Below are 17192 nucleotides of genomic sequence, written 5' to 3'. Positions count from 1 at the left end.
TCAAAACAAAATGGGGTCGGGTATGCGCATAGGCGCGCGTTTCATCGCGGTTGGAGTGGTGCTGGCGGCGCTGGCTGTCGAGGTTTTTGCCGCTTCGGATGTGCGCAGCGTAAGGCTGTGGCGTGCACCGGACAACACGCGGCTGGTGTTCGACTTGTCCGGTCCGGTGCAGCACAGTGTCTTTACCCTCACGGCACCGAATCGCATCGTCATCGATGTCAGCGGTGCCAGGCTGGTGACTGGCTTCGATAACCTGGCGTTGAGTAATACCCCCATTACCAGCGTGCGTTCGGCGCAACGCACGCCTGAAGATCTGCGCGTGGTGATCGATTTGTCGGCGCAGGTCACGCCGAAGAGTTTTGTCCTGGCGCCCAACCAGCAATACGGCCATCGCCTGGTGGTTGATCTGTTCGATCAGGAGTCGGGTGCGGCCCCCAGCCTGCCCGTCACGCAGGTTGCCAGTGCGCCGCCGTTACCGGTAACGCCGACCCAGGCGCCGCCCAAGTGGACCCCGCTGCCCAGTGGCAAGCGCGATATCGTCATCGCCATTGATGCCGGTCACGGTGGCGAAGATCCAGGCGCGCTGTCACCGGTCAAGGGCCTGTTCGAGAAGCACGTGACCCTAGCAATTGCCAAGGAGTTGATGCGCCAGGTCAATGCCGAGAAAGGCTATCGCGGTGAGTTGGTGCGCACCGGCGACTACTTCATCCCACTGCGCAAGCGCACCGACATCGCGCGCAAGAAGGGTGCCGATCTGTTCGTTTCGATTCATGCCGATGCGGCGCCGCGGGCGGCGGCCTTTGGCGCGTCGGTGTATGCCCTGTCGGATCGCGGCGCCACCTCGGAGACGGCGCGCTGGCTGGCCGACTCGGAGAACCAGTCGGACCTGATCGGCGGCGCCGGCAATGTCAGCCTGGACGATAAGGACCGCATGCTGGCCGGGGTATTGCTGGATCTGTCGATGACCGCCTCGCTGTCGTCCAGCCTGAATGTCGGCAATAAGGTCCTGAACAATATGGGGCGGATCACCCCACTGCATAAGCGTCGGGTCGAGCAGGCGGGCTTCATGGTACTCAAGTCGCCGGATATGCCCTCGATCCTGGTCGAAACCGGCTTCATATCCAATCCAAGTGAGGGTCGCAAGCTGGCCAGTGTCGGCCACCAGCAGGCGCTGGCACGCTCTATCGTGACCGGCGTGCGGCAGTTCTTTCAGCAGAACCCGCCGCCCGGCAGCTACGTCGCCTGGCAGCGCGATAACGGCAAGATCGCCCAGGGGCCGCGCGAGCACGTGGTCAGCTCCGGTGAGAGCCTGGCGTTGATTGCGCTGCGTTATCAGGTCAGCCTTGGCGCCCTGCGCAGTGCCAACTCGCTGCGCTCCGACGTGATCAAGGTCGGCCAGACCCTGCAGATTCCGAGCACCGCGCTGGCGGCTCAACCATGAGTAACGACGCGCGTATCCAGTTGCTGAGTCCGCGACTGGCCAACCAGATCGCCGCCGGCGAGGTGGTCGAACGGCCCGCTTCGGTGATCAAGGAACTGCTCGAGAACAGCCTGGACTCCGGCGCCCGCCGCATCGACGTGGATGTCGAACAGGGTGGGGTCAAACTGCTGAGGGTGCGAGACGACGGGGGTGGCATCGCTCCGGACGATCTGCCGTTGGCGTTGGCCCGGCATGCCACCAGCAAGATCCGAGAGCTTGAAGACCTCGAGCAGGTGATGAGCCTGGGCTTTCGTGGCGAGGCGCTGGCTTCGATCAGCTCGGTCGCCCGCCTGACCCTGACGTCGCGCACGGCTGACGCCGAGCAGGCCTGGCAGGTGGAAACCGAAGGCCGCGACATGCAGCCGCGCGTGCAACCGGCCGCGCATCCGGTTGGCACCTCGGTGGAGGTGCGCGACCTGTTCTTCAATACCCCGGCGCGGCGCAAGTTTCTCAAGACCGAGAAGACCGAATTCGATCACCTGCAGGAAGTCATCAAACGCCTGGCACTGGCGCGTTTCGATGTGGCTTTCCATTTGCGCCATAACGGCAAGACCCTGCTGGGGTTGCACGAGGCGCATGACGATGTCAGTCGTGCGCGACGGGTGGCGTCAGTCTGTGGTGCGGCCTTTCTCGAGCAGGCGCTGCCCATCGAGGTCGAGCGCAATGGCTTGCGCCTGTGGGGCTGGGTCGGCTTGCCGACCTTCTCGCGCAGCCAGGCGGACCTGCAATATTTCTACGTCAACGGGCGCACGGTGCGTGACAAGCTGGTTGCCCATGCGGTGCGCCAGGCCTATCGCGACGTGCTGTTCAATGGCCGTCATCCGACCTTTGTGCTGTTCCTGGAGATCGACCCCTCGGTGGTCGATGTCAACGTCCACCCGACCAAGCACGAAGTGCGCTTTCGCGACGGGCGCATGGTCCATGATTTTCTTTACGGCACCCTGCATCGCGCTTTAGGCGATGTGCGTCCGGAAGACCAGCTGGCGGCACCGGCAGCGGTGAGCGGCATGCTGGCCCCGGTTGGGCAGGCGGCCGGCGAATTTGGTGCCCAGGGCGAGATCGGCCTGGCGGCCAGTTTGCTCGAGCCGGCGCCGAGCGGGACGATCTGGCGCTCGCCGGGGGCTGGCTATCAGGGGCAGCGACCGCAGGTCGGAGTGCCGGCTGCCGAGGCGCAAGGGGCCTACCGCGAGTATTTCGCGCCGCTGAGCGTGGCGTCGGCAAGCCTGCCCGAGGCGTCGGGCGATGTGCCGCCGCTCGGGTATGCCATTGCCCAGCTCAAGGGGGTGTATATCCTCGCCGAGAACGTGCAGGGTCTGGTGCTGGTCGACATGCATGCGGCGCACGAGCGGATTACCTATGAACGGTTGAAGGTCGCCATGGCCAGCGAAGGCTTGCGCGGGCAGCCATTGCTGGTGCCCGAATCCCTTGCCGTCAGCCAGCGCGAGGCGGACTGCGCCGAGGAGCATGCGGCCTGGTTCCAGCGTCTGGGCTTCGAATTGCAGCGTCTGGGGCCGGAAAGTCTGGCTATCCGCCAGATTCCCGCGCTGCTCAAGCAGGCCGAGGCCAATCGATTGGTGGCGGATGTGTTGTCCGATCTGCTCGAGTACGGCACCAGTGACCGGATTCAGGCACACCTCAACGAGCTGCTTGGTACCATGGCCTGTCACGGCGCGGTGCGCGCCAATCGACGCCTGAGTCTGCCGGAAATGAATGCACTGCTACGCGACATGGAGCAGACCGAGCGCAGTGGCCAATGCAACCATGGTCGACCAACCTGGACGCAGTTGGGCATGGACGAGCTGGATAAGCTGTTCCTGCGTGGTCGCTGACCGGGCAGCGGGCGATTGGCGCTCGCGCCATACCGAGATGCATTGACGATGTCCGAACGCCTGCCTCCGGCAATTTTCCTGATGGGGCCTACCGCCGCCGGCAAGACCGATCTGGCCCTCGAGCTGGCGCGGGTACTGCCGTGCGAGCTGATCAGTGTCGATTCGGCCTTGATCTATCGCGGCATGGACATCGGTACCGCCAAGCCCGACAAAGCCATACTTGCCGAGTTCCCGCATCGTCTGATCGACATCCGCGACCCGGCCGAAAGCTACTCGGCGGCTGAATTTCGTGCCGACGCCCTGGCGGCTATGGCCGAGATCAGCGCGCGTGGGCGCATCCCGCTGCTGGTCGGCGGCACCATGCTGTATTACAAGGCGTTGCTCGAAGGGTTGGCCGATATGCCAGGCGCCGACCCGCAGGTGCGTGCCGAGCTGGAAGCGCGTGCCCAGGTCGAAGGCTGGGATGCCCTGCATCGCGAGCTGCAAGCGGTCGATCCGGAGTCCGCAGCGCGTATCCATCCCAATGACCCGCAGCGGCTGGTTCGGGCGCTGGAAGTGCACCGCGTCAGCGGTTTGAGCATGACCGCACATCGCCAGCGCCAGGCTGAGCAAAATCATGTCTTGGGCGCCTCAGGTGCGGGACAATTCCCCTATACTGTTGCGCACTTGGCTATCGCTCCGGCGCAGCGCCAGATGTTGCATGCGCGAATTGCGCAACGATTTCAGTTGATGTTGGAACAGGGCTTTGTCGGCGAGGTCGAACGCCTGCGTCAGAGAAGTGACCTGCACCCGGGATTGCCGTCTATACGAGCGGTGGGTTATCGCCAGGTGTGGGATTTTCTGGAAGGTAATCTGAGCGAGGCGCAGATGCGCGAACGCGGCATCATCGCCACGCGTCAGCTGGCCAAGAGACAGTTTACCTGGTTGCGCAGTTGGGCCGATTTGCACTGGCTGGACAGTCTGGCTTGTGACAATTTGCCGCGCGCCTTGAAATACCTGGCGGCGGCCTCCATATTGACCTGAGACCTTGTCTTGGGCCGTCTATCCTTGGGGGTATTACGGCCTGATGTCATTTATTACCTTACTAACACTATTAATTATCGATTTTCCAAAGGAGTGCGACACATGTCAAAAGGGCATTCGCTACAAGACCCTTACCTGAATACCCTACGTAAGGAACGCGTCCCGGTTTCCATCTACCTGGTCAACGGCATCAAGCTGCAAGGTCAGATCGAGTCTTTCGATCAGTTCGTGATTCTGCTGAAAAATACTGTCAGCCAGATGGTCTACAAGCACGCTATCTCCACTGTGGTGCCGAGCCGACCAGTGCGTTTGCCGAGCGTTTCCGAGACTGAGCTGGCTGAAGCTGCTGAAAACGAGCCGGGCAACGCCTGATTTAGGAGGTCGTATTGTTCTTCGAGCGCCATGAAGGGGGTGAGCGGGCTGTCCTGGTTCATCTGGATGGTCAAGACTCCGCGGCGCGCGAAGATCCGCAGGAGTTTCAGGAGCTCGCCATTTCGGCTGGCGCTGACACTGTTGCCTTCCTCAACGTACCGAGTAGCCGGCTGACGGCGAAATACCTGATTGGCAGTGGCAAGGTCGAGGAGTTACGCAACCAGGTCAAGACCCTCGAGGCGGATCTGGTTATCTTCAATCACGTCCTCACGCCCAGTCAGGAACGCAACCTGGAGCGGGTTTTCGAGTGTCGGGTGCTTGATCGAACTGGCCTGATTCTCGATATTTTCGCCCAGCGCGCCCGAACTCACGAAGGCAAGCTGCAGGTCGAGCTGGCCCAGCTGGATCATCTGAGCACGCGTCTGGTTCGCGGCTGGACTCACCTGGAGCGGCAGAAGGGGGGGATCGGTCTGCGTGGTCCAGGTGAGACTCAGCTGGAAACCGACCGCCGTTTGCTGCGGGTACGTATTCGACAGATCAAGCAAAAGCTGGAGAAGGTGCGCAGTCAGCGCGAGCAGGCGCGGCGCGGACGCAAGCGCGCAGACATCCCCTCTGTGTCTCTGGTCGGCTACACCAACGCCGGCAAGTCGACCCTGTTCAATGCGCTGACCGAGTCTGATGTGTACGCTGCCGATCAGTTGTTCGCCACCCTGGACCCGACCTTGCGTCGGCTGGAGTTGGATGACCTGGGGCCGGTGGTGTTAGCCGATACCGTGGGTTTTATTCGTCATCTCCCGCATAAACTGGTCGAAGCTTTTCGTGCGACCCTCGAGGAATCGAGCAATTCCGACTTGCTCCTGCATGTGATCGATGCCCACGAGCCTGAACGTGATCAGCAGATCGAGCAGGTCATGGCGGTGCTGGGTGAGATCGGCGCGCACGAGTTGCCGATTCTCGAGGTGTACAACAAGTTGGATCTGCTCGAGGGTGTTGAACCGCAGATTCAGCGTGATGCCGATGGCAAGCCGCTGCGAGTCTGGTTGTCTGCTCGCGACGGGCGAGGCCTGCCTCTGTTGAAGCAGGCCGTTGCCGAGTTGTTGGGCGATGAACTGTTTATTGCTACCTTGCAGTTGCCGCAGGGCCTGGCGCGCCTACGTGCTCAGTTTTTTGCCTTGGGTGCGGTGCTGAGTGAGGAGCATGCCGAGGATGGCAGTAGTTTGCTGGCAGTACGTCTGCCGCGAATTGAGTTGAATCGACTGGTCACCCGAGCAGGTTTGAAACCGCTGGAATTTATCGAGCAACACACTTTGCAATAAAGCCTGCGTCAGTGGTTTTGCCGCTGATGGCTGGCATTCGGTAGCATTGGTCGGCGCGCCGTGGGCGCGTCTTTGCTTTATTAGATGGAGAGCGCTATGGCTTGGAATGAGCCGGGTGGCAACTCGAACAATCAGGATCCTTGGGGCGGCCGCAAAGGCGGTGATCGCAAGGGTCCACCGGATCTCGATGAAGCCTTCCGCAAGCTGCAGGAAAGCCTCAACGGGCTGTTCGGTGGTGGTAAGAAACGTGGCAGTGACGACGGCGCTGGTAAAGGCGGTGGTTTCGGTCTGCTATTCATTGGTCTGGGCTTGCTCGCGGCCGTTTGGCTGTACAGCGCGATCTATGTGATCGATGAGCAGGAGCAGGCCGTGGTGCTGCGTTTCGGCAAGTACTACGAAACCGTAGGGCCGGGCCTGAACATTTACTTCCCGCCGATTGATCGCAAGTTCCAGGAGAACGTCACCCGCGAGCGTGCTTACAGCAAGCAGGGGCAGATGCTCACCGAGGACGAGAACATCATCGAAGTGCCGCTGACCGTGCAATACAAGATCAGCAATCTGCAGGACTTCGTGCTCAACGTCGATCAGCCGGAAGTCAGCTTGCAGCACGCCACCGATAGCGCCGTGCGCCATGTGGTCGGTTCGACCGAGATGGATCAGGTGCTGACCGAAGGCCGTGAACTGATGGCCAGTGAGGTCAAGGATCGCTTGCAGCGCTTCCTCGATACCTATCGCACCGGCATTAACGTTACCCAGGTCAACTTGCAGAGTGCGGCTGCGCCGCGTGAAGTGCAGGAGGCCTTCGACGATGTGATTCGCGCCCGTGAAGATGAGCAGCGTGAGAAGAATCAGGCGGAAACCTATGCCAATGGCGTAGTGCCGGAAGCGCGCGGTCAGTCCCAGCGTCTGATCGAAGACGCCAGCGGTTACCGTGAGGAAGTGGTTTCCCGTGCAACGGGTGAGGCGGATCGCTTTACCGCCCTGGTTGCCGAGTACCGCAAGGCGCCGGAAGTCACGCGTGAGCGTTTGTATCTGGACACCATGCAGGAGTTGATGAGCAACACCAGCAAGGTTCTGGTGACTGGCGACAAGGGCCAGAACAACCTGCTTTATCTGCCGCTGGACAAGATGATCGATGGTCGCGGTTCGTCTGCGTCCGGCTCGATCTCGGCTGCGGGTGTCAGTGATGCAAGTTCGCGAGTGAAAATGGACCCGCGTCAGGTTGAGCTGCGCACAAGGGAGAGCCGTTGATGAGCAATAAATCGCTGATCGCCCTGATTGTTGGCGTAGTGCTGGCGTTGGTGGCCTGGAACAGCTTCTATATCGTGGCGCAAACCGAACGGGCCGTGCTATTGCAGTTCGGTCGTATCGTTCAGCCGGATGTGCAGCCGGGTTTGCATGTGAAGGTTCCTTACGTCAATCAGGTGCGCAAGTTCGATGCCCGCCTGCTGACCCTGGATTCCTCCAGCTCGCGCTTCCTCACTCTGGAAAAGAAAGCGCTGATGGTCGATGCCTTCGCCAAGTGGCGAGTGCTCGATGCCGAGCGTTACTACACCGCGACTTCGGGTATCAAGCAGATTGCCGACGAGCGCCTGGCGCGTCGTCTGGAAGCTTCGCTGCGTGACCAATTCGGCAAGCGCACCTTGCACGAGTCGGTTTCCGGCGAGCGTGATGCGCTGATGGCGGACGTTACGGCTTCGCTCAATCGTGCTGCACAGAGCGAGTTGGGTATTGAGGTGGTGGATGTGCGGGTCAAGGGCATCGACCTGCCGAAAGAGGTGAATCGTAGCGTATTCGACCGCATGAGCTCCGAGCGTGAGCGGGAGGCTCGCGAGCATCGTGCCAAGGGTAAGGAATTGGCCGAAGGTATTCGTGCCGATGCCGATCGTCAGCGTCGTGTGCTGCTGGCCGACGCCTACCGCCAGGCTGAAGAGCTGCGCGGTGATGGTGATGCCCAGGCGGCGGCTATCTACGCCAAGGCTTATGGTCAGGATCAGGAGTTCTACTCCTTCTATCGCAGCCTGAGGGCTTATCGCGAGAGCTTCGCGGACAAGCGTGATGTGTTGGTGCTTGATCCGAGCAGTGATTTCTTCCGCTACCTGGAAAAGTCCAAGCCTTGACCTCTACTCCGGCGGGCGCGAGGCGTCCGTCGGGGTGACCGCTGAAGAAAACGTGGTATCATGCGGCAGCCGGGAAAATCCCGGCTTTTTTGCGTCTGTGGGTAACATGTGGCAGGAATTTGGCATTGCGTTTTGTCTGCTGCTGGTGCTGGAAGGCATCCTGCCTTTCCTCTGTCCGCGCCTTTGGCGTGAGGCAGTCGCACAGCTTGCAAGGCTGTCGGATCGACGACTGCGACTGATGGGGTTGGCCAGCATGTTGCTGGGTACAGCTCTCCTTTTTCTGCTTCACTGAAGGCTTGTGCCGCCCGGTTCAAGAGGGGAATGGCGAAATGGCAACGGTAGACCGCTGGTTACTGCCAGATGGCATCGAAGAAGTACTGCCGCCGGAAGCGGCGCGCATTGAAGTCGCGCGCCGTCAGGTTCTGGACCTGTTCCAGCGCTGGGGCTATGAATTCGTGGTGACGCCGCATATCGAATACCTGGAGTCGCTGCTTACTGGCGCGGGCCGGGATCTGGATCTGCGTACCTTCAAGGTGACCGACCCGTTGTCGGGTCGGCAGATGGGCTTTCGTGCCGATATCACGCCGCAAGTGGCGCGTATCGATGCGCATACTCTGCGCCGCGAAGGGCCGAGTCGGCTGTGCTATGCCGGCAGCGTGGTGCATGCTCAGCCGCGCGCGCTGACCACCTCGCGCAGCCCGATCCAGTTGGGGGCCGAGTTGTATGGCGACGCCAGTCCTGCCAGTGACGTGGAAGTTATCAGCCTGCTGGTGGACACCCTGGAGCTGGCGCAGGTGCCCGACATTCACATGGATCTCGGTCATGTAGGTATCTACCGTGGCCTGGCTCGTGCCGCCGGCCTGTCTGGCGAGGTTGAGCAGCAACTGTTCGATGCGCTGCAGCGCAAGGCTATGGATGAGATTGTGCTGCTGACCGAGGCCTTGCCGGCTGCGTTGTGCAAAATGTTGCGCGCCCTGGCCGAGCTCTGTGGCGGTCGTGAAGTGCTGGACCTGGCGCAGGCTTGTCTGGTCGAGGCACCGGACGATGTACATGCTGCGCTGGATGACTTGTTGGCGATTGCCGATGCGCTGAGCCTGCGTTACCCGGAGTTGCCGCTGTACTTCGATCTGAGCGAGTTGCGCGGCTACCGTTATCACACCGGCGTGGTATTTGCGGCCTTCGTGCCGGGTGTCGGCCAGTCGATTGCCCAGGGCGGTCGCTATGACGATATCGGTGCGGATTTCGGTCGGGCGCGTCCAGCGACCGGGTTCTCCACCGACCTGAAAACCCTGGTCAGTCTTGGGCAGATGCCGCTCGGCGAATTGCCTGCGGGCATCTGGGCGCCGGATCATCATGATGTGTACCTGTGGCAGGCGGTGCAGCGACTGCGGGGTGACGGCGAGCGTGTGGTGCAGGCTCTGCCTGGGCAGGCTTTGGCCGAAGCTCGCGAGGTGGGCTGTGATCGTCAATTATTGCTGTGTGATGGTCGTTGGCAGGTGGCGCCGTTGGCTGTCTAAGCTGACAGGCACTCTGGCTCCATCCCCCAGCAGGTCGCCCATACGGGCCGGCCTAAATTGTTTCCGTCGGCCATGGTCGACATCAAGCTTGCGCGAAGAGGACAAGTGTTATGGGTAAGAATGTCGTAGTCCTGGGCACCCAGTGGGGCGATGAGGGCAAGGGCAAGATCGTCGACCTGCTCACCGAACAGGCTGCAGCCGTCGTGCGTTATCAGGGTGGCCACAATGCCGGTCATACCCTGGTGATCGACGGCGAAAAAACCGTCCTGCACCTGATCCCTTCGGGCATCCTGCGCGAGAACGTTCAGTGCCTGATCGGCAATGGCGTAGTGGTTGCCCCTGACGCACTGATGCGGGAAATCATCAAGCTGGAAGGCAAGGGCGTGCCGGTGCGCGAGCGCCTGCGTATCAGCCCGTCTTGCCCGCTGATCCTGCCCTATCACGTGGCCCTGGATCAGGCGCGCGAGAAAGCCCGTGGCGATCTCAAGATCGGTACCACCGGTCGCGGCATCGGCCCGGCTTACGAAGACAAGGTGGCGCGTCGCGGACTGCGTATTGGTGATCTGTTCCATCGCGAGCGTTTCGCCGCCAAGCTGGGTGAGTTGCTCGATTACCACAACTTCGTGCTGCAGAACTATTACAAAGAGCCGGCCATCGATTTCCAGAAAACCCTGGATGAGTGTATGGAATACGCCGAGCTGCTCAAGCCGATGATGGCCGATGTGACCGCGGTGCTGCACGAGATGCGCCGCCAGTCCAAGGACATCATGTTCGAGGGTGCCCAGGGTTCGCTGCTGGACATTGATCACGGTACCTACCCCTACGTGACCAGTTCCAATACCACCGCTGGCGGCATTGCAACCGGTTCGGGTTTCGGTCCGATGTACCTGGATTACATCCTCGGCATTACCAAGGCCTACACCACGCGCGTCGGCTCCGGGCCGTTCCCGACCGAATTGTTCGATGAAACCGGTGCTTTTCTCGCCAAGCGCGGTCATGAGTTCGGCTCCACCACCGGTCGTGCCCGTCGATGCGGCTGGTTCGATGCGGTGATCCTGCGTCGCGCCATCGAAATCAACAGTATTTCCGGCCTGTGCCTGACCAAGCTCGATGTGCTCGATGGTCTCGAGACCATTCGTATCTGTGTCGGCTACAAGGATCAATACGGTGAGGTGCTGGTCGATGCGCCGACCGATGCCGACAGCTATCTGGGTCTGCAGCCGGTGTATGAGGAGCTGCCAGGCTGGAGCGAGTCGACCCTGGGCGCCAAGACCCTGGAAGAATTACCGGCCAGCGCACGTGCTTATATCAAGCGGGTGGAAGAGTTGGTCGGTGCGCCCATCGACATCATCTCCACGGGGCCGGATCGCAACGAGACCATCGTGCTGCGTCACCCGTTCGCCTGATTGTCATCAGCGGTACAGCAAAGGGTCGCCATGGGCGGCCCTTTGTCGTTTTATGGCGATGGCTTCAGCTTTGTATTTTGCGGCCGATTACTGGTTATAAGCTGGCCTGATTTGAAAGGAGTGGGACCTTGTCCGCCATGTTCGCATTGCTGCACAGCCGTTTGTTGCGTCCGGTATTCATTGCCCTGGGTGTGGCCATGCTGGTGCAGGTATTCCTGGCCGTATGGCTGACCCGTACCACTGTCGATGACTTGGTTGCCGACCTGGCAACGCGCCTGGAGGGCGATAGTCAGCGCCTGGGTGGCGAGTTGTCCGCCGCTGAGCGTGAGGTGGTGCAGAGCTTGGCGGCGCTGTCGGTAAATACTCGAGAGAGCCTTGGTAAGGCGTTGTCCGGGCGGCTTCAGGCCGAGCAGGAGCAGTTGCGCGGCGTGCTCGAACAGAATCTCAAGCAGTCTGGCAGCGCCATGGCACAGTTGCTGGCCGGCGTCGCACCCAAGGCCATCTGGGATGACGATAAGCCGGCACTGACGGCGTTCACGCGTATCGCTCAGCGCGACCCTGCGGTGCTGTTCGCCGTTTATTACGATGCGCAGGGGCAGCGCCTGACCCGCAATTTCAATCGCAGCGATGCGCGGGTACGGGCCTTGGTGGCTGCGGGGAAGGGCGATACCAAGCTGGATAAGCTGGTCGATGCAGCCTCGCGTGATCCGCAGGTGTACATGGTCGAGGCGTCTATCAACCCCATGGGGGCGCAACTCGGCAAGGTCCAGTTGGGTCTGTCCAGGGCTGCCGTGGAGCAGGAGTTGCAATCGCTGGATCAGCGTTTCTCTGCGCTGGTGGACAGTGCAGGCGAGTTGGTCGATACCAGTCTGGCCGGCGCCGCAGGCGAAAGCACTCAGGCGCTGCAGCGACGCCTGGCTGATGCGCAGCAGGCGGCCGAGGGTATGGCGCAGGGTAGCCTGGGCTCGGTTAGGGCTGCTGCCGAGAGCTTGCGTTGGCGCATTGCGGTCGGGCTCTTAGTGGTCGGTTTGCTGGCGCTGCTGGCGGTGGCGCTGGTTCTTGGTTGGCGGGTGTTGAGCCGCCTGCAATTACTGATCGCGGCCTTGCAGGATTTGGCCGAGGGTGAGGGGGACCTGACCCGGCGGGTCGAGCTGGACAGTCGTGATGAGGTGGGTGAAATGGCGGCCGCGGTCAATCGGTTTGTCGCCAGGTTGCAACCCATTGTGCGCGAGGCGGGCGAGGTGGCGGTACTCACCGGGCGGGAAATCGACGGCCTGGCATTGCGCAGTGCCGCGGCGGAGGCTGCCGCTGGGCGCCAGCGCGACGAGGTGGCGGGTAGCCTGCAGGCATTGGCGCAGATGGCGGGCGAGGCGCAGGCGGAAAGCCAGGCGATGCAAGAGGCGTTGCGCCGGGTGGCCGCGATTCGTCAGTCTACCCAGGATAATGCGGCGATTGCGGCGCGGGTCGGTGGCGCGATGGAGACCCTGGTGCTGCGGGTTGGTGAGGGGGCGGCGGTGATCGAGCGACTGGCCAGGCAGAGCGAACAGATCGAAGTGGTGCTGACGGTGATCCATGGTATCGCCGAGCAGACCAATTTGCTGGCCTTGAATGCTGCCATCGAGGCGGCCCGTGCGGGGGAGAGCGGTCGTGGTTTCGCCGTGGTCGCCGATGAAGTGCGTGCACTGGCGAGCAAGACCCAGAAGTCGACCGGCGATATTCAGGCACATATCGGTGCCTTGCAAAAAGGGGCGCGTGAGGCGGTTGGCGCCATCGGGCAGGCGGGTCAGCAGGCAGATCAGGGGCTGGCTGCGCTGCTGGAAAGCGCCAAGGTGCAGCAGTCGGTGCAGGCGGCAGTAGAGGAGGTGCATGGCGCCATCAATGCGGCGACTCAGGCGGCGGCGCATCAGGCGGAAGGTGCCGATGCGGTGCGTGGGCGGGTCGAGGTGATTCATGCCGAAGCTCAGCATGCGGCCGAGGCGGTGGCTGCCACGGCCGACAGTGGGCGAGTGCTGGATGGCCTGGCCAAGCAGCTGAAAGCCAGTCTGGGGCAGTTCCGCGTTTAGACTTTGCTCCGGTAAGGCGAATATTGCCGAATGGGCCGGGCCGTCAGGCTTCACTCGGCAAGCCTGGTGGCTTGGTTTGCGGGGCTGTAGCCTGCAAGTTGCCGTCAGGCGGTATGGGGTTCGGGTCGTTTGACGGTCTGCTGCACTAAATCGCAGGCAAGAAAAAACCGAGCGCTTGGCTCGGTTTTTTGAATTGGTGCCCAGGAGAAGACTCGAACTTCCACGACCGTAAGGTCACCAGCACCTGAAGCTGGCGTGTCTACCAATTTCACCACCTGGGCTTGATTGCAATGATCGCTCATTTACTATCAACTACAACTACGTTTGTCGTCGTTGTGGCGCGCATAATACGGATCGACTTTTTACTTGTAAAGCCCTGTGATCAAAAAATTTTATTCTGTGTGCTGTGCTGACCCGGATAGTGGTTTCGCGCTTCAATAGGCACATGGAAAACCGAATTTATATAGAAAAGGTGAACTCTCTCTAATGGCCGACTGGCAATCCCTCGACCCTGAGGCCGCTCGTGAAGCGGAAAAATACGAAAACCCCATCCCGAGTCGCGAGCTGATTCTGCAGCATCTCGCCGAGCGTGGTTCCCCGGCGAACCGTGAGCAGTTGCTCGATGAGTTCGGCCTTACCACCGAAGAGCAGATCGAGGCGCTGCGTCGTCGGCTGCGAGCCATGGAGCGCGACGGTCAGTTGATCTATACGCGTCGTGGCACTTATGCGCCGGTGGACAAGCTGGACCTGATCCTGGGGCGCGTCAGTGGCCACCGCGACGGTTTTGGCTTTCTGATTCCGGACGACGGCAGCGATGACCTGTTCCTCAGTCCGGCGCAGATGCGCCTGGTCTTCGATGGCGACCGTGGCTTGGCGCGGGTTACCGGCCTGGATCGGCGTGGTCGCCGCGAAGGCGGTATCGTCGAAGTGCTGACCCGTGCCCATGAAACCATCGTCGGTCGCTATTACGAAGAGAGCGGCATCGGTTTCGTGGTCGCCGACAACCCGAAGATCCAGCAGGAGGTGCTGGTTACGCCGGGGCGTAATGCCGGCGCCAAGCAGGGCCAGTTCGTCGAGGTGAAGATCACCCACTGGCCGACCCCGCGCTTTCAGCCGCAGGGCGATGTGGTTGAGGTGGTTGGCAACTACATGGCGCCAGGCATGGAGATCGATGTTGCGCTGCGCAGCTATGATATCCCCCACGTCTGGCCCGAGGCCGTGGTCAAGGAAGCGCGCAAGCTCAAGCCTGAAGTCGAAGACAAGGACAAGGAAAAGCGCATCGACCTGCGTCATCTGCCCTTCGTCACTATTGACGGCGAAGATGCCCGCGATTTCGACGATGCGGTCTATTGCGAGAAGAACGGCAGCAACTGGCGGTTGTTCTCCGGTGGCTGGAAGCTGTACGTGGCGATTGCCGACGTCTCCCACTATGTGAAAGTCGATTCGGCGCTGGATGCCGAGGCGCAGGTGCGTGGCAATTCGGTGTATTTCCCTGAGCGGGTGATCCCGATGCTGCCGGAGGAGCTGTCCAACGGCCTCTGCTCGCTGAATCCGCAGGTGGATCGTTTGGCCCTGGTCTGCGAGATGAGCATCTCGAAGACCGGCAAGATGATCGATTACCAGTTCTGCGAGGCGGTGATCCATTCCCATGCGCGCCTGACCTACAACAAGGTCAGTGCCATGCTCGAAGAGCCGAAAGGCAGCGAAGGCAAGGTGTTGCGTGGTGAGTACAAGGAAGTGTTGCCACACCTCAAGCAGCTCTACTCCCTGTATCAGGTGTTGTTGGCGGCGCGTCACGAGCGCGGCGCCATCGACTTCGAGACTCAGGAGACGCGAATCATCTTCGGTGCCGGACGCAAGATCGCCGAGATTCGGCCGACCCAGCGCAACGATGCGCACAAGCTGATCGAGGAGTGCATGCTGGCCGCTAACGTGGCCACTGCCGCGTTCATGCAGAAGCATGAAATCCCGGCGCTGTATCGCGTGCACGATGGCCCGCCGCCCGAGCGCGTGGAAAAACTCAAGGCCTTCCTCACCGAGCTGGGCCTGTCCCTGCATCGTGGCAAGTCCAAAGACGGTCCGACACCCAAGGACTACCAGGCTCTGCTGGAAAGTATTCGTGGTCGCCCGGATTACCACCTGATCCAGACCGTGATGCTGCGTTCGCTCAGTCAGGCGGTGTACAGCGCGGACAATCAGGGTCACTTCGGTCTGAATTACGAAGCCTATGCCCACTTCACCTCGCCGATCCGCCGTTACCCGGATCTGCTGATCCATCGGGCGATCCGCAGCGTGATTCGCTCCAGGCTCGACACCCCGCACGTCAAGCGCGCGGGCGCGGCGAGCATGCCCAAAGCGCGCATCTATCCCTATGATGAGCCGATCCTGGAGCAGCTCGGCGAGCAGTGTTCGATGTCCGAGCGGCGCGCCGACGAGGCCACCCGCGATGTGGTCAACTGGCTGAAATGCGAGTTCATGAAAGACCGTGTCGGCGAAACCTTCCCGGGGGTGATCACCGCCGTGACCGGTTTCGGTCTGTTCGTCGAGCTGACCGATATCTACGTCGAAGGTCTGGTGCATGTCACCGCCTTGCCAGGCGATTACTACCATTTCGATCCGGTTCATCATCGTCTGGCCGGCGAGCGCAGTGGGCGTAACTTCCGCCTCGGCGACACGGTCGAGGTCAAGGTCATGCGGGTTGATCTGGACGAGCGCAAGATCGACTTCGAAATGGCCCAGAGCGTCGTGGATGCGCCCGTTGGGCGTCGGCGCGGTGGTTTCGAGTCCGCGGGTAAAACCGGGCGCCGGGACGGGCGAGGTGTCGCTGCTGGCGGTTCCGATGTGGAGAAAAGCCGCGAGCTGAAAAAGTCGTTGCTAGCCGAATCCAAGGGCAAGGGGCGCGGTGCTAAAAGCGAGTCCGCCAAGCCGGCGAGCGCGGACGCCAAATCCGCCAAGCACCGCAAGGGGCCGCCAAAAAGCGGAGCGCCGAGCGCCGGTGGCGGACCACGCAAGCGTAAGGCGAAGTCATGAGCCAACTGGAAAAAGTCTACGGCGTGCATGCCGTGGAGGCGCTGCTGCGTCATCACCCCAAGCGGGTCAAGCAGGTGTGGTTGGCTGAAGGGCGCAATGACCCACGGGTGCAAGTCCTGCTGGCGTTGGCCGCAGAGGCGCGGGTCGCCGTTAGTCAGTGCGAGCGGCGCGAGATGGATGTCTGGGTTGAGGGCGTGCATCAGGGGGTGGTTGCCGATGTCAGTCCCAGTCAGGTGTGGGGTGAGGCGATGCTCGAGGAGTTGCTCGATCGCGCCATAGGTCCGCCGCTGTTGCTGGTGCTGGATGGGGTGACCGATCCACACAATCTCGGTGCTTGCCTGCGTACTGCCGATGCGGCGGGTGCGCTGGCGGTGATAGTGCCAAAGGACAAGTCCGCCACGCTCAATGCCACTGTGCGCAAGGTGGCCTGTGGCGCTGCCGAGGTGATTCCGCTGGTGGCGGTGACCAACCTGGCGCGCAGCCTGGAGAAGCTCCAGCAGCGTGGCCTGTGGGTGGTCGGTACTGCCGGTGAGGCCGAGCAGGAGTTGTATCAGCACGACATGACCGGGCCAACCGTGCTGGTCATGGGGGCTGAGGGCAAGGGCATGCGCCGCCTGACTCGCGAGCATTGCGATTACCTGGTCAAGCTGCCGATGGCCGGCAGCGTCAGCAGCCTCAACGTCTCGGTGGCGACTGGGGTCTGTCTGTTCGAGGCGTTGCGCCAGCGCAGCAGCAAGAGCAAGAGCAAGGGTAAGAGCAAGCCTTGAATCACATAGGTGTCGGCTGGCTGGCGATTCGCTGTTCCTGCGGCGGATCGCCAGCAAGCTGGCGCCGCTCAGACGTAATTCGCGTCAGCTCAGTCTTGCTGTTCAAATAATCACCAGTCGACCTTGCTTGTGCCTAGGGGGTTCTCTAGAATGGCGCCCCTTGCCGCGACGGCAGGCGCTATTGCGCCCTGCTATTTCAGCAAGACTCACAAGTGATATTCACTCCTTGCCTGACCGCGTTTGGCGGCAGGCTACAACCCGTAAGGAGC

General features: G+C 61.5%; 13 protein-coding genes, 1 tRNA gene and 1 pseudogene. 14 read left to right on the top strand and 1 reads right to left on the bottom strand.

Annotation, left to right across the window (positions count from 1 at the left end; genetic code table 11):
• Positions 1 to 10: 10 nt before the first annotated feature.
• From LJY18_RS02780 to LJY18_RS22635, 12 genes and pseudogenes are all read left to right on the top strand, one after another.
• A complete protein-coding gene (locus tag LJY18_RS02780; protein WP_238040237.1) occupies positions 11 to 1441 on the top strand; it encodes an N-acetylmuramoyl-L-alanine amidase in 1431 nt (476 codons plus the stop codon).
• The gene (mutL, locus tag LJY18_RS02775; protein WP_238040232.1) at positions 1438 to 3309 is read left to right on the top strand and encodes a DNA mismatch repair endonuclease MutL; all 1872 of its coding nucleotides are present in this window, start codon (positions 1438 to 1440) and stop codon (positions 3307 to 3309) included. The genes LJY18_RS02780 and mutL overlap by 4 nt, the downstream gene beginning before the upstream one ends.
• Before the next feature lie 48 nt (positions 3310 to 3357).
• Positions 3358 to 4332 carry a tRNA (adenosine(37)-N6)-dimethylallyltransferase MiaA gene (gene miaA, locus LJY18_RS02770; protein ID WP_238040231.1) on the top strand — a complete coding sequence of 325 codons (975 nt, stop codon included), beginning with the start codon at positions 3358 to 3360 and terminating at the stop codon, positions 4330 to 4332.
• Positions 4333 to 4434: 102 nt separating this feature from the next.
• On the top strand, positions 4435 to 4704 hold the full coding sequence (gene hfq / locus LJY18_RS02765; protein ID WP_238040229.1) for an RNA chaperone Hfq: 270 nt from the start codon (positions 4435 to 4437) through the stop codon (positions 4702 to 4704).
• A gap of 14 nt (positions 4705 to 4718) precedes the next feature.
• Positions 4719 to 6020, top strand: coding sequence for a ribosome rescue GTPase HflX (gene hflX / locus LJY18_RS02760; protein ID WP_238040227.1), 1302 nt, complete (start codon positions 4719 to 4721; stop codon positions 6018 to 6020).
• Positions 6021 to 6116: 96 nt separating this feature from the next.
• Positions 6117 to 7271, top strand: a complete 1155-nt coding sequence (gene hflK, locus LJY18_RS02755) for an FtsH protease activity modulator HflK (RefSeq protein ID WP_238040225.1) — start codon at positions 6117 to 6119, stop codon at positions 7269 to 7271.
• Complete coding sequence (hflC, locus tag LJY18_RS02750; protein ID WP_238040223.1) at positions 7271 to 8140, top strand: protease modulator HflC; 870 nt, start codon at positions 7271 to 7273, stop codon at positions 8138 to 8140. Before hflK ends, hflC begins: the two co-directional genes overlap by 1 nt.
• A gap of 106 nt (positions 8141 to 8246) precedes the next feature.
• Positions 8247 to 8432, top strand: coding sequence for a DUF2065 domain-containing protein (locus tag LJY18_RS02745; protein WP_238041102.1), 186 nt, complete (start codon positions 8247 to 8249; stop codon positions 8430 to 8432).
• Between the two features lie 37 nt (positions 8433 to 8469).
• A complete protein-coding gene (locus LJY18_RS02740) occupies positions 8470 to 9657 on the top strand; it encodes an ATP phosphoribosyltransferase regulatory subunit (protein ID WP_238040221.1) in 1188 nt (395 codons plus the stop codon).
• 110 nt (positions 9658 to 9767) lie between these two features.
• Positions 9768 to 11063 (top strand): adenylosuccinate synthase, encoded by a 1296-nt coding sequence (locus tag LJY18_RS02735; protein WP_238040219.1) that lies wholly within the window; start codon positions 9768 to 9770, stop codon positions 11061 to 11063.
• Positions 11064 to 11200: 137 nt separating this feature from the next.
• A pseudogene (locus LJY18_RS22640) lies at positions 11201 to 12268 on the top strand (HAMP domain-containing protein); the annotation flags it as partial.
• A complete protein-coding gene (locus LJY18_RS22635; RefSeq protein ID WP_442964473.1) occupies positions 12242 to 13126 on the top strand; it encodes a methyl-accepting chemotaxis protein in 885 nt (294 codons plus the stop codon). The pseudogene LJY18_RS22640 and the gene LJY18_RS22635, both read left to right, overlap by 27 nt.
• A gap of 194 nt (positions 13127 to 13320) precedes the next feature.
• Here the strand turns inward: LJY18_RS22635 and LJY18_RS02725 are convergent.
• A tRNA-Leu gene (locus LJY18_RS02725) sits at positions 13321 to 13407 on the bottom strand.
• Between the two features lie 205 nt (positions 13408 to 13612).
• Here LJY18_RS02725 and rnr point away from each other — a divergent pair.
• Entirely contained in the window at positions 13613 to 16156 is a 2544-nt protein-coding gene (gene rnr / locus LJY18_RS02720) for a ribonuclease R (protein WP_238040216.1), read from the top strand.
• On the top strand, positions 16153 to 16923 hold the full coding sequence (gene rlmB / locus LJY18_RS02715) for a 23S rRNA (guanosine(2251)-2'-O)-methyltransferase RlmB (RefSeq protein WP_238040213.1): 771 nt from the start codon (positions 16153 to 16155) through the stop codon (positions 16921 to 16923). The genes rnr and rlmB overlap by 4 nt, the downstream gene beginning before the upstream one ends.
• Positions 16924 to 17192 lie beyond the last annotated feature (269 nt).

Source organism: Pseudomonas sp. MMS21 TM103, from assembly GCF_022132145.1.
Classification (GTDB): Bacteria; Pseudomonadota; Gammaproteobacteria; order Pseudomonadales; family Pseudomonadaceae; genus Aquipseudomonas.
This window is presented reverse-complemented; position numbering and strand designations above follow the sequence as displayed.